Here is an 11035-nt window from a genome sequence, read left to right as displayed (position 1 = left end):
CTCGCTCCTTGTATGTTGACCCTGAGTCCAAAGAGAGAGGTTACGCTCAAGGACTCATACAACAGCAAGTGCGTTTCTGGGGGGAGGCCGATCGCTCCTGAAGGCAGGATTTGCTCCTGACCTTGTCTGTAGAGAGGCCCCCCCGCCTCATTGCCCACCACGAAGAGTATCGAGAAGCCGACAAGTCGGACTTCGCATTACAAGGTTGCAGTGGCATGAAGTTCGAGGTCGGGGGAACCGGGAGCAATCTTACCGAAAGTCAGGGAAGTGAAAAGCATGAATACTCATGTCGGCATAGACATTGGTGCTCGCACRTCTGCGATGGGATGGCGACAGAACGGTAAAACATCAGGCCAGTGGGAGATTCAGCACACACCCAAAGGGCGCAAGACTGCCGCGGCCAAGATGCTGGGTCTCAAGCCGCTGAGCGTGGTTATGGAAGCCACCGGCATTTACTACCTGGATCTTGCGCTGGAGTTGCACGCCGCCGGTTTGCCGGTCTCGGTGATCAACCCAAAAAGTTTTCACAATTTTGCCAAATTGATGCTGCAAAACAGCAAGACTGACCAGATAGATTCTCAATTACTAGCCGAATATGGCGAGCGTATGGCGCCCAGACTTTGGGTGCCGCCTACGGCCGATCAGATGACGTTGCGTGCCATTGGACGTCATATCAATCGTCTGATTGGTCATCGAACGCGAGGTGGAGCTGCTGATCGAAGATGAGAAAGAGGCGATTGCAGGGTTGGACGCGCGGATTGATCGTTTGAAGAAAGCCGCACGTGATGCCATCGCCAAATGCCCGGACCTGAGTTTGCAGTTTCGCTGCATGATGGCRGCACCCGGCGTAGGAGAAGCCTCGGCTATCGCTGCACTGGCGGAGCTGACGACCCTGCCTGTGACGCTTAAATCGGCACAGGTAAGCCGTTACGCAGGCCTGGACGTCAGGTTGACCCAATCCGGCACCAGCGTGAATCGGCCAGGGCGAATGTCCAAATGCGGCAATGCTTATTTGCGTGCAGCGATGTTCATGCCGGCAATGACGGCAATCCGCTGCGATGAGAATGTGAAGGCTTTTTACGAAGCTCTCGTTGCTCGCGGCAAGAAAAAAATGCAGGCAATCGGTGCGGTGATGCGCAAATATCTGACTGGGTTGTGGGCGTGCATGCGTTCCGGAGAAGAATTTAATACGGCCAAGCTTTTTAGCGAAAAACATCTCGCGAAAGCTTGACCGTGAACAGAGTATCTACAGGTCGTTGTGGGCGTGCATGCGTTCCGGAGAAGAATTTAATACGGCCAAGCTTTTTAGCGAAAAACATCTCGCGAAAGCTTGACCGTGAACAGAGTATCTACAGGGGATTGTGTTTACCGGTAGATCAGGCCACCGTCTGATCCAGCTCCAGGCCTACCCCCAAACGGCGCGACATGCACGGCCAGCGCTTCCACGCAGCACCGGTATCCGGGCTATTGAGCTTCTCGCGGTAGGCTTCCACCGACTCCAGCGCAAAGCTGTCATCGTTGAGCATTTCGTCTACGGCGTGGTGGACTGCCTCATCCAGTTGGTTGGCAAATTCCTCACCGATCAACTGGTGGGCAATCAGGTTGGCGACCGTCATGTCCAATGGGATCAGTGGCTGGCCAAAGTGCTTGATATACAGGTCGTTGACCTCTTCGACAAACCGGTGGGCCAAATAGGCTTCGTCCAGCAGGCTGTCGAGCCCGACGTGCCCGGCCATGATTGCCGGTGGCTGGATGAAGTACTGCTCGGCGATTTTCAATACCGGTTTGATCTGTGACTCGATGCCCGCTTCCCTTGCGACTTCATTGGCTGCATCCAGCAGATCGGGCACTTCTTCGATATAAGCGGCGACAAAACGCGTGAGTACGCCGTTGGTATCGGTCTCCGGCAACTGGATCGCCGGGTGTAGATGAGGCAGTTTGCTTTCCAGCTGACGCGTCAGCAGGCCGGTCTCGGCTTCGTGTTGTTGGGCTTTTTGGATCTGCTCGCGCAATGCGGCGGTGTTCATGAAAACTCCAGGAAACAAAGGCAATGAAATAGGGAAGACATAACTTAGCTGGCTTACGAAAAATGCTAAGACGCATTTGTCATAATTATTTCATCCTTGAGACGCCCGCGTTATATCGGTTCGCCACCACTCGTCTGCATCCTTCTCCATTCGTGCCCCGCAACGCAAGTTAATGCTGTTTCAGATGATTTACGCCTTGGCATTGCGAGGTGAGAGTCGCTGTCTATACTCGGGTTGGAATGGAGTTAGCTGATGACGCCCGACTGCACACGCAGCAAGGCTCGGCAATTCAAGTTCGTAGTCTGATGCAGCCGCTCCCTTGCCGCAGGTGAAAGCCGGCGGGATAACAAGAACGATAAGGGGAACCCGCAATGATGCGACATCCACATGTCTGGATGGGCCTCCTGTTGTGGTCGATTTTCAGTCAGGCGCAAGCGGCCTGGACTGTGAATATGGCGCCTGGAGCGACTGAAATCAGTCACGCTGTGTTTGACCTGCACATGACCATTTTCTGGATCTGTGTGGTGATCGGCATCATCGTCTTTGGTGCGATGTTCTGGTCGATGATCCTGCACCGCCGCTCGACAGGGCAGGTGGCGGCCAAGTTTCATGAAAGCACCACCGTCGAAATTCTGTGGACCATCGTGCCCTTCATCATCCTTGTGGCCATGGCGGTTCCCGCGACGGCGACCCTGATCAAGATGTACGACGCCAGTGAGCCGGATATCGATATCCAGGTCACCGGCTATCAATGGAAATGGCATTACAAATACCTGGGCCAGGACGTCGAGTTCTTCAGCAACCTGGCCACCCCCGCCGACCAGATCCACAACAAGGAAGCCAAGAGCGAGCACTATTTGCTTGAGGTCGACAAGCCATTGGTGCTGCCGATCGGCGCCAAGGTGCGCTTCCTCGTGACGTCCGCCGACGTGATCCACTCATGGTGGGTGCCGGCCTTTGCGGTCAAGCGCGATGCGATCCCGGGGTTCGTCAACGAAGCCTGGACGCGCATCGAAAAACCCGGCATCTACCGTGGCCAATGCGCCGAGCTGTGCGGCAAGGATCACGGGTTCATGCCGATCGTGGTCGAGGTCAAGGAAAAGGCCGATTACGAGAAATGGCTGGGCGAGCGCAAGGCGGAAGCTGCGCAACTCAAGGAACTGACCAGCAAGGAATGGACCCTCGACGAGCTCAAGGAGCGTGGCGACAAGGTCTATCACACCACTTGCGTGGCCTGTCACCAGGCTGAGGGTCAGGGGTTGCCGCCGATGTTCCCGGCCCTCAAAGGCTCGAAAATCGCCACCGGCCCGATCAAGGATCACCTGAGCATTGTCTTCCACGGCAAGCCCGGCACGTCCATGGCGGCCTTCGGCAAGCAACTGTCGGAAGTCGATATCGCGGCGGTCGTGACCTACGAACGTAACGCCTGGGGCAACAACAAGGGCGACATGGTCACGCCGAAAGAAGTGCTTGAGCTGAAACAGGCGGAAAGCAAATGACCCGGTCCATTGCTCACCTCAGGAACCGGTCGGGGCAATGCGCCCCGGCCTGCCCAGCCCATCCGGTTAAAGGAGACAGGCCATGAGCGCCGTAATCGATGACCACGGTCATGCCGACCACGCCCACGGCCCCGCCAAAGGCCTGATGCGTTGGGTGCTGACCACCAACCACAAAGACATCGGCACGCTGTACCTGTGGTTCGCGTTTTCCATGTTCCTGCTCGGCGGCTCGTTCGCGATGGTGATTCGCGCCGAGCTGTTCCAGCCAGGCCTGCAAATCGTCCAGCCGGAATTTTTCAACCAGATGACCACCATGCACGGCCTGGTGATGGTCTTCGGTGCGGTGATGCCGGCGTTCGTCGGCCTCGCCAACTGGATGATTCCGCTGATGGTCGGTGCGCCCGACATGGCCCTGCCACGGATGAACAACTTCAGCTTCTGGCTGTTGCCGGCAGCGTTCATCCTGTTGGTCTCGACTCTGTTCACCCCGGGTGGCGGGCCGAACTTCGGCTGGACGTTCTACGCCCCGCTGTCGACGACCTACGCCCCGGAAAGCGTGACGTTTTTCATCTTTGCCATCCACTTGATGGGGATCAGTTCGATCATGGGTGCGATCAACGTGATCGCCACCATCCTCAACCTGCGCGCCCCCGGCATGACGCTGATGAAAATGCCGCTGTTCGTCTGGACCTGGCTGATCACCGCGTTCCTGCTGATCGCGGTGATGCCGGTACTGGCCGGTTGCGTGACGATGATGCTGATGGACATCCACTTCGGCACCAGCTTCTTCAGTGCTGCCGGCGGCGGCGACCCGGTGCTGTTCCAGCACGTGTTCTGGTTCTTCGGTCACCCCGAGGTGTACATCATGATCCTGCCAGCCTTCGGTGCCGTCAGCTCGATCATCCCGACCTTCTCGCGCAAGCCGCTGTTCGGCTACACCTCGATGGTCTACGCCACGGCCAGTATTGCGTTCCTGTCGTTCATCGTCTGGGCGCACCACATGTTCGTGGTCGGCATTCCATTGGTGGGCGAGCTGTTCTTCATGTACGCCACGCTGCTGATCGCGGTACCGACGGGCGTGAAGGTGTTCAACTGGGCCAGCACCATGTGGCAAGGCTCGCTGACGTTCGAGACACCGATGCTGTTTGCGGTGGCATTCGTGATCCTGTTCTCCATTGGCGGTTTCTCCGGGCTGATGCTGGCCATCGCCCCGGCGGACTTCCAGTACCAGGACACTTACTTCGTGGTCGCGCACTTCCACTATGTATTGGTGCCGGGTGCGATTTTCGGGATCTTCGCGTCGGCCTACTACTGGATGCCGAAGTGGACCGGCCACATGTACGACGAAACCCTCGGCAAGCTGCACTTCTGGCTGTCGTTCATCGGCATGAACATGGCCTTCTTCCCGATGCACTTCGTGGGCCTGGCCGGCATGCCGCGGCGGATTCCCGACTACAACCTGCAATTCGCCGACTTCAACATGGTGTCGTCGATCGGCGCATTCATGTTCGGCGCCACGCAGATCTTCTTCCTGTTCATCGTGATCAAGACCATTCGCGGCGGCCCGCCGGCACCGGCCAAACCGTGGGATGGGGCTGAAGGCCTGGAATGGAGCATCCCGTCGCCGGCGCCGTATCACACCTTTACTACGCCGCCGGAAGTGAAATGAACACTTTGGCCCTTGCGGGAGAGAGACAGTGTGGCGAGGGAGCTTGCTCCCGCTCGGCTGCGAAGCAGACGCGATGTTTTTGGGGCCGCTTCGCGACCCAGCGGGAGCAAGCTCCCTCGCCACAAGTTCTCGCTCCCACAGGGTTTTCGGTAGAGGGCATAGATCATGGCTGATTCGATTTCGATGAAGAAGCTGGTCACTCGTCTGTTGCTGGTGGTGGTGGCGATGTTTGTATTCGGGTTTGCCCTGGTGCCGATCTACGACGTGATGTGCAAGGCGTTTGGCATCAATGGGAAGACGGGCGGGCAGTATGAGGGTGAGCAAACGGTGGACAGCTCGCGGCAGGTTCGCGTGCAGTTTCTGTCGACCAACTCCGCCGACATGTCCTGGGATTTTTATCCCAAGCAGGATGAGTTGACGGCCAACCCCGGGGCGGTGAACGAGATGATCTTCATTGCACACAACCCCACCGACAAACCAATGAGCGCCCAGGCCGTGCCGAGCATCGCGCCAAGCGCGGCGGCGGCGTATTTCCACAAGACCGAATGTTTTTGCTTTACCCAGCAAGTGCTGCAGCCCGGTCAACGGATCGAGATGCCGGTACGTTTCATCGTTGACCGTGACATGCCCAAGGAAGTGAAGCACCTGACGCTGTCCTACACGCTGTTCGATATCACCGCCCGACATCCACCGGTCGCAGTAAACACTGGCGGTTGAGCGTGCCCGATAAGGAGAACAATAAATGGCAACTCATGAGCATTATTACGTTCCGGCCCAGAGCAAATGGCCGATCATCGCCACGGTCGGGATGTTCGTCACGGTGTTCGGCCTGGCCACCTGGTTCAATGACCTGAAGGCGGCACGGCCAGAATCCCATGGCCCGCTGATCTTTTTCGTCGGTGGCTTGCTGCTCGCTTACATGTTGTTCGGCTGGTTCGGCACGGTGATCAAGGAAAGTCGCGACGGCTTGTACAGCGCGCAGATGGACCGCTCGTTCCGCTGGGGCATGAGCTGGTTCATCTTCTCCGAGGTGATGTTCTTTATCGCCTTCTTCGGTGCGCTGTTCTATGTCCGGCAGGTCTCCGGTCCGGCACTCGGCGGAGAAGGCGCCAAAGGCCTGGCTCACATGCTCTGGCCGAACTTCGAGTTCGTCTGGCCACTGCTGAACAACCCGGACTCCAAACTGTTTCCGCCGCCAAAGGACGTCATCAGTCCCTGGGGGCTGCCACTGCTCAACACCGTGCTGTTGGTGAGTTCCAGTGTCACCGTGACCATCGCCCACCACGCCTTGAAAAAGGGCCATCGCGGTGCGCTCAAACTGTGGCTGGCGATCACCGTATTGCTGGGCTGTGCGTTCCTCGGCTTCCAGGCTGAAGAATATATCCATGCCTACAACGAACTGGGCCTGACTTTGGGTTCGGGCATCTACGGCGCGACGTTCTTCATGCTCACCGGGTTCCACGGCGCCCACGTGACCATGGGCACCATCATCCTGTTGGTGATGCTGATACGAGTGATGCGTGGGCACTTCGACAACGAGCATCAGTTCGGCTTCGAGGCGGCGAGTTGGTACTGGCACTTCGTGGACGTGGTGTGGATCGGCTTGTTCGTATTCGTTTACGTGCTCTAACCCCTACCAGGGGGCGTGGGAAACCAACTGGCCGCTGAAAAAACCCCAGGCGATCAAGCCGACGGTGATGGCGGCCAGCGTGACACGAACACTCAAGGCAATGACGAGGCGATTCGAACTGCTGTCGTCCTTGACCAGAAAAAACAGGCCGCTGAACAGGCTGACAACCGTGGCAATCAGCATCAGGACGATGGCTGCTTTGAGCATGGTGAGACTCCGGGGGACTAGCGATGCACTTGAGTATAGCTATCGCACCGACTGACTTTCTGGCGACGCCATGAAGCGCTTCCGGCCGGGCATCGTGCCGACATTGGTGGTCGCCCTGCTGCTGCCGCTGCTGGTGTCGCTCGGGTTCTGGCAATTGGGCCGGGGCGCGGAGAAAAGCGCGCTGTTGCAAACCTATAGCGAGCGCCGGGCCGCCGAACCGATGCTCAGCACCGAACTGCAACACAGCGTTGATCCAGCCTTCCGCCGGGTTCGCCTGCACGGTCAGTTCGATGCCAGCCACAGCCTGTTGCTGGATAACCGCCAGCGTGACGGCAAGGTCGGCGTCGAGCTGCTGCAACCGTTTCAGGATCAGGCGACCGGCCTCTGGCTGCTGGTCAATCGAGGCTGGCTGCCGTGGCCGGACCGGCGCACTCCACCGCAATTCACCACACCGGTTCAGGCATTGAGCCTGGATGCCTGGGTCTACGTGCCGCCGGGCGCAACCTTCCAGTTGCACGCCGATCCCGATTCCACGACCTGGCCGCAATTGGTCACCGCAGTTGACCCGACCAAGCTCTGGGCAGGTCTCGACCGCGACGGCTTCGCCTATGAATTACGTGCAGAAACCGGACCGGCGACTTACCAGGCTGATTGGCCGGTCGTTGCCATGGGGCCGGAAAAACACATCGCTTATGCCGTGCAGTGGTTCGCCCTGTCGATCGCCCTGTTCGGCCTTTATCTCTATCTCGGCTGGCACAACGCAAAGGAGAAACACCATGGGAGCGGCCATGAATCCACCCAGCATGTCTGAGGCAAAACCGGCGTTGAACCGGCGCAAGGGACGTTTGCAGTTGCTGCTGATCCTGCTCGGTGTGATCGGGCCGATGATCCTCGCCACCGGCATGTACAAACTGCAGTTTTGGGTGCCGGAGGGCCGCAGTTATCACGGCGAACTGATCGGCAATGGCCAGACCCGCGCCGACCTCGGCGTAAAGGCTGAGGAAGAGCGCTGGCAGTTGCTGGTGACCGCGCCGAAGGATTGCGCTGTCGACTGTCAGCAACTGGTGTATCTGGCGCGGCAGATTCAGATCGGCCTGGGCCGCGATGCCGGGCGCGCCAGCCATGCCATCGCCGCTGCACAGCCGTTGAGCAGCGAATACGAGGCCAAGCTGACCCGCGAATACCCGCAGCTGCAACGCTATCCGCTGGACCTCGCTACCTTCAGCAAAACCACGGGGGACAAGGCCGAACCACAGCTGTGGATCATCGACCCCCACGGCAACCTGGTGCTGCGCTACGACCCGTCGGTCAAGGGCAAGGATCTGCTGAACGACCTGCGTCACCTGCTGAAACTGTCCAACATCGGATAAGGACATCGTCATGGCCAAACCTGGATTTCGCCTCGCGCTGTTTGCCACCTTGCTGGCACTGATTGTGGTGTTGCTCGGCGCCTACACCCGCCTGACCCACGCCGGCCTCGGCTGCCCGGACTGGCCCGGCTGTTACGGCTTTATCAGCGTGCCTAAAAGCGAAGCCCAATTGGCCCATGCCGAATTGCATTTCCCGGACACGCCGGTCGAAGCCCACAAGGGCTGGAACGAGATGATCCATCGCTATTTTGCCGGCACCTTGGGGCTGTTGCTCGTGGCCCTGGCCGCTCGCTCATGGATGCATCGCCGGCATCCAGGCCAGCCGGTGAAGCTGCCGCTGTTCCTGCTGGCGGTGGTGTTCGCGCAAGCGGCGTTCGGCATGTGGACGGTGACGCTCAAGCTCTGGCCGCAAGTGGTGACCGGGCACCTGCTCGGCGGTTTCGCCACGTTGAGCCTATTGTTCCTGCTGACCTTGCGCCTCTCCGGTGTACTGCCGGCATTGACCGTGCCACGTCGTTTGCAGCACTGGGCGACGGCAGGGCTGCTGCTGGTGATCGGGCAAATCGCCCTCGGTGGCTGGGTCAGCTCCAATTATGCCGCGGTGGCCTGCATCGACTTTCCGACCTGCCACGGTCAATGGCTGCCCCCTGCCGATTTCGCCAATGGCTTTCACCTGACCCAGCACATCGGCCCGAATTACCTCGGCGGACAACTGGACAGTGATGCGCGCACAGCGATTCACCTGACGCACCGCATCGGCGCGCTACTGGTGACCCTGGTGCTGCTCGGCCTGGCCTGGCAACTGAAGGTAGTCGGCATGACGCGACTGGCGGGGCTGGTATTGCTCGCCCTCACGGCGCAAATCACGCTGGGTATCAGCAACGTGGTGTTCCATCTGCCACTGCCGGTGGCCGTGGCGCATAACGCCGGGGGTGCGGCGCTGTTGCTGACGATGGTGCTGGTCAATTATCACGCGCGAACCAGCCTGGTTCGGGTCAAACAAACGACTCGCTGGCGCTTCAGCCCGCGTAAACATTCAGCCGGGCCCATAACAATAAAAGGAGAAATGCCATGGCGATTCTGATCGGCGAGCGTCACAGCCAGGCAATCTGGCGTGACTACCTGGAACTGACCAAGCCGAAAGTAGTGGTGCTGATGCTCATCACTTCGCTGGTGGGGATGTTCCTGGCCACTCGCGCCGGGGTGCCATGGACCGTGCTGGTGTTCGGCAACCTGGGGATCGCCCTGTGTGCGGGCGGTGCAGCAGCGGTCAACCATGTGGTGGACCGGCGGATCGATGCCGTCATGGCGCGCACCCATAAACGCCCCTTGGCCGAGGGGCGAGTCTCACCAACGGCGGCGCTGACGTTTGCGCTGGTGCTGGCGGTGCTTGGCCAGGCCCTGTTGCTGGCCTTCACCAATCCACTGACAGCCTGGCTGACCCTCGCCTCATTGCTTGGCTATGCGGTGGTGTACACCGGTTTTCTCAAACGTGCGACGCCACAGAACATCGTTATTGGCGGCCTGGCCGGTGCCGCACCGCCCCTGCTCGGCTGGACTGCTGCCACCGGCCATGTCAGTGCCGAACCGTTGCTGTTGGTGCTGATCATTTTCGCCTGGACCCCACCGCATTTCTGGGCGCTGGCCATCCACCGCAAAGAGGAATACGCCAAGGCTGACATTCCGATGTTGCCGGTAACCCACGGCGAGCATTACACCAAGGTGCATATTCTGCTTTACACCGCCGCGCTGCTGGCCGTGAGCCTGATGCCGTACGTGATCCACATGAGCGGCCTGCTCTACCTGACCTGCGCGATCGTCCTCGGCGCGAGGTTCCTGCAATGGGCCGTGGTGCTGTACCGTGGCACTCGGCCGCACGCGGCGATCAACACGTTCAAGTACTCTATTTATTACTTGTTCCTGCTGTTCATCGCGCTGCTCGTAGACCACTACTTATTGTTGAACCTATGACTCGAACCCAGAAAACCGTCTTCATCCTTGTCGCCCTGATCGCGCTGGTCCTGGGCCTGACCATCAACAAAGTGCTGTCCGGCAAAGGTCAGGGCGACCCGACGGCACTGATCGACGCCGGGATCATCCTGCTGCCGCAAAGCCGCAATCTGCCGAGCGTGACGATGACCGATCAGGACGGCAAACCGGTGGAAATCAATGAACTCAAAGGCAAGTGGTCGCTGCTGTTCTTCGGCTACACGTTCTGCCCGGACATCTGCCCGACCACCCTCGCCCAGTTGCGCCAGATCAAAAGTGAACTGCCACCGGAGGCGGTGGACAAGTTGCAGATCGTGCTGGTCAGCGTCGATCCCAATCGCGATACGCCGAAGCAGCTCAAACAGTATCTGGGTTACTTCGATCCACAATTCGTCGGCCTGACGCCGAACTCCGTGGAGGAACTGCAAAAAGTTGCCAATGCAGTGAGCATTCCGTTCATCCCGGCGGATACCAGCAAGCCGAACTACACCGTCGACCACAGCGGCAACCTCGCGGTCATCGGACCGGACGGCACGCAGCGCGGGTTCATTCGTGCGCCGTTGAACAACGTTAAGCTGGTGGCGCAGTTGCCGGTGATGCTCAAGCGTCAGTGACAACGCCACCCAACCCTGTAGGAGCGAGCC

At 59.2% G+C, this 11035-nt stretch carries 11 protein-coding genes and 1 pseudogene; 10 read left to right on the top strand and 2 right to left on the bottom strand.

Going from position 1 to position 11035, the window contains the following annotated elements; translation table 11 throughout:
• Nucleotides 1-276: 276 nt before the first annotated feature.
• Nucleotides 277-1231, top strand: a pseudogene (locus ASD60_RS29870) (IS110 family transposase).
• Between the two features lie 145 nt (nucleotides 1232-1376).
• Here ASD60_RS29870 and ASD60_RS12925 read toward each other — a convergent pair.
• The gene (locus ASD60_RS12925) at nucleotides 1377-2027 is read right to left on the bottom strand and encodes a hypothetical protein (RefSeq protein WP_056854366.1); all 651 of its coding nucleotides are present in this window, start codon (nucleotides 2025-2027) and stop codon (nucleotides 1377-1379) included.
• 371 nt (nucleotides 2028-2398) lie between these two features.
• Between ASD60_RS12925 and coxB the strand changes: the two genes are divergently transcribed.
• From coxB to ASD60_RS12905, 4 genes are all read left to right on the top strand, one after another.
• A complete protein-coding gene (coxB, locus tag ASD60_RS12920) occupies nucleotides 2399-3526 on the top strand; it encodes a cytochrome c oxidase subunit II (protein ID WP_056854365.1) in 1128 nt (375 codons plus the stop codon).
• Nucleotides 3527-3608: 82 nt separating this feature from the next.
• Nucleotides 3609-5195, top strand: a complete 1587-nt coding sequence (gene ctaD, locus ASD60_RS12915; RefSeq protein WP_056854364.1) for a cytochrome c oxidase subunit I — start codon at nucleotides 3609-3611, stop codon at nucleotides 5193-5195.
• 165 nt (nucleotides 5196-5360) lie between these two features.
• The gene (locus tag ASD60_RS12910; protein ID WP_056854363.1) at nucleotides 5361-5912 is read left to right on the top strand and encodes a cytochrome c oxidase assembly protein; all 552 of its coding nucleotides are present in this window, start codon (nucleotides 5361-5363) and stop codon (nucleotides 5910-5912) included.
• A 25-nt stretch (nucleotides 5913-5937) separates the two neighbouring features.
• The gene (locus ASD60_RS12905) at nucleotides 5938-6825 is read left to right on the top strand and encodes a cytochrome c oxidase subunit 3 (protein WP_056854362.1); all 888 of its coding nucleotides are present in this window, start codon (nucleotides 5938-5940) and stop codon (nucleotides 6823-6825) included.
• A gap of 3 nt (nucleotides 6826-6828) precedes the next feature.
• Here the strand turns inward: ASD60_RS12905 and ASD60_RS12900 are convergent, their stop codons facing one another.
• Nucleotides 6829-7032, bottom strand: a complete 204-nt coding sequence (locus ASD60_RS12900; RefSeq protein ID WP_056854361.1) for a twin transmembrane helix small protein — start codon at nucleotides 7030-7032, stop codon at nucleotides 6829-6831.
• 70 nt (nucleotides 7033-7102) lie between these two features.
• Here ASD60_RS12900 and ASD60_RS12895 point away from each other — a divergent pair, with 70 nt between their 5' ends.
• The 5 genes from ASD60_RS12895 to ASD60_RS12875 are packed head-to-tail and all read left to right on the top strand — an operon-like array spanning nucleotide 7103 to nucleotide 11005.
• Nucleotides 7103-7843, top strand: a complete 741-nt coding sequence (locus tag ASD60_RS12895; protein WP_056854360.1) for an SURF1 family protein — start codon at nucleotides 7103-7105, stop codon at nucleotides 7841-7843.
• On the top strand, nucleotides 7809-8402 hold the full coding sequence (locus ASD60_RS12890; protein WP_056854359.1) for a hypothetical protein: 594 nt from the start codon (nucleotides 7809-7811) through the stop codon (nucleotides 8400-8402). Before ASD60_RS12895 ends, ASD60_RS12890 begins: the two co-directional genes overlap by 35 nt.
• A 10-nt stretch (nucleotides 8403-8412) precedes the next feature.
• A complete protein-coding gene (locus tag ASD60_RS12885; protein WP_056854358.1) occupies nucleotides 8413-9486 on the top strand; it encodes a COX15/CtaA family protein in 1074 nt (357 codons plus the stop codon).
• A complete protein-coding gene (gene cyoE, locus ASD60_RS12880; RefSeq protein ID WP_056854357.1) occupies nucleotides 9474-10373 on the top strand; it encodes a heme o synthase in 900 nt (299 codons plus the stop codon). Before ASD60_RS12885 ends, cyoE begins: the two co-directional genes overlap by 13 nt.
• Nucleotides 10370-11005 (top strand): SCO family protein, encoded by a 636-nt coding sequence (locus ASD60_RS12875; protein ID WP_056854356.1) that lies wholly within the window; start codon nucleotides 10370-10372, stop codon nucleotides 11003-11005. Before cyoE ends, ASD60_RS12875 begins: the two co-directional genes overlap by 4 nt.
• Nucleotides 11006-11035 lie beyond the last annotated feature (30 nt).

It is taken from the genome of Pseudomonas sp. Root562, assembly GCF_001427125.1.
In the GTDB taxonomy this organism is placed as follows: Bacteria; Pseudomonadota; Gammaproteobacteria; order Pseudomonadales; family Pseudomonadaceae; genus Aquipseudomonas.
The sequence above is the reverse complement of the archived record's forward strand: the minus strand, read 5'-3'. Positions and strand labels throughout refer to the sequence as shown.

Bases quoted from the DNA above. Each gene is read 5' to 3' on its own strand.
- ASD60_RS12925 (WP_056854366.1), bottom strand. From the start codon at position 2,027: ATGAACACCGCCGCATTGCGCGAGCAGATCCAAAAAGCCCAACAACAC.
- coxB (WP_056854365.1), top strand. From the start codon at position 2,399: ATGATGCGACATCCACATGTCTGGATGGGCCTCCTGTTGTGGTCGATT.
- ctaD (WP_056854364.1), top strand. From the start codon at position 3,609: ATGAGCGCCGTAATCGATGACCACGGTCATGCCGACCACGCCCACGGC.
- ASD60_RS12910 (WP_056854363.1), top strand. From the start codon at position 5,361: ATGGCTGATTCGATTTCGATGAAGAAGCTGGTCACTCGTCTGTTGCTG.
- ASD60_RS12905 (WP_056854362.1), top strand. From the start codon at position 5,938: ATGGCAACTCATGAGCATTATTACGTTCCGGCCCAGAGCAAATGGCCG.
- ASD60_RS12900 (WP_056854361.1), bottom strand. From the start codon at position 7,032: ATGCTCAAAGCAGCCATCGTCCTGATGCTGATTGCCACGGTTGTCAGC.
- ASD60_RS12895 (WP_056854360.1), top strand. From the start codon at position 7,103: ATGAAGCGCTTCCGGCCGGGCATCGTGCCGACATTGGTGGTCGCCCTG.
- ASD60_RS12890 (WP_056854359.1), top strand. From the start codon at position 7,809: ATGGGAGCGGCCATGAATCCACCCAGCATGTCTGAGGCAAAACCGGCG.
- ASD60_RS12885 (WP_056854358.1), top strand. From the start codon at position 8,413: ATGGCCAAACCTGGATTTCGCCTCGCGCTGTTTGCCACCTTGCTGGCA.
- cyoE (WP_056854357.1), top strand. From the start codon at position 9,474: ATGGCGATTCTGATCGGCGAGCGTCACAGCCAGGCAATCTGGCGTGAC.
- ASD60_RS12875 (WP_056854356.1), top strand. From the start codon at position 10,370: ATGACTCGAACCCAGAAAACCGTCTTCATCCTTGTCGCCCTGATCGCG.